Below are 528 nucleotides of genomic sequence, written 5' to 3'. Positions count from 1 at the left end.
GGTGGTGCCGGGCAACCCCGCGTGGCGCATGACCCTGCCCCAATGGCGGGCGGACGTGGCGGCCATGCTGCGCGCCCCCGATGCACCGGGGGTGCTGCGCTGTTCCATGCTGGCCGATGCGCGCGGCGTGGACGACGGCTGGGATCTGGTGGTGCGCCTGCGCGTCCTGCTGGCGGACATGATTCGCGGAACCCCGTTGATGCTGCGCTACATGGCCCGGGAAGCGGTGCGCTTTGCCCCGCCGCTGGGCGTGTTCGGGGCTTTGCTGGTGGAGCGGGCCACGGCAGGCAGGGGCGATGGACAGGGAGAGTCTGGCGACTTCCGGAGGGCAGGCGGACGCAGTACGGGCACGCTGGACCTCAAGCGGGGTGGCTTGTTCCCGCTGATGCACGGGGTGCGCACCCTGACGCTGGACGCGGGCGCCACCGCGCACGACACAGCCGGGCGCATCGCCCAGTTGCAGGCGGGGGGCGTGTTGTCCGCAGCGCGCGCGGCGGACCTTGGCGAGGCCATGGATCACCTGCTGGG

The 528-nt window shown here is 72.7% G+C and carries 1 protein-coding gene; it reads left to right on the top strand.

The features are described 5' to 3' along the window. The coding region (locus FVW20_RS18620) for a putative nucleotidyltransferase substrate binding domain-containing protein (protein ID WP_307831666.1) at nt 1-528 on the top strand (528 nt) is incomplete at both ends.

Origin of the sequence: Nitratidesulfovibrio oxamicus, assembly GCF_015731765.1 — a bacterium.
In the GTDB taxonomy this organism is placed as follows: Bacteria; Desulfobacterota; Desulfovibrionia; order Desulfovibrionales; family Desulfovibrionaceae; genus Cupidesulfovibrio; species Cupidesulfovibrio oxamicus.
This window is presented reverse-complemented; position numbering and strand designations above follow the sequence as displayed.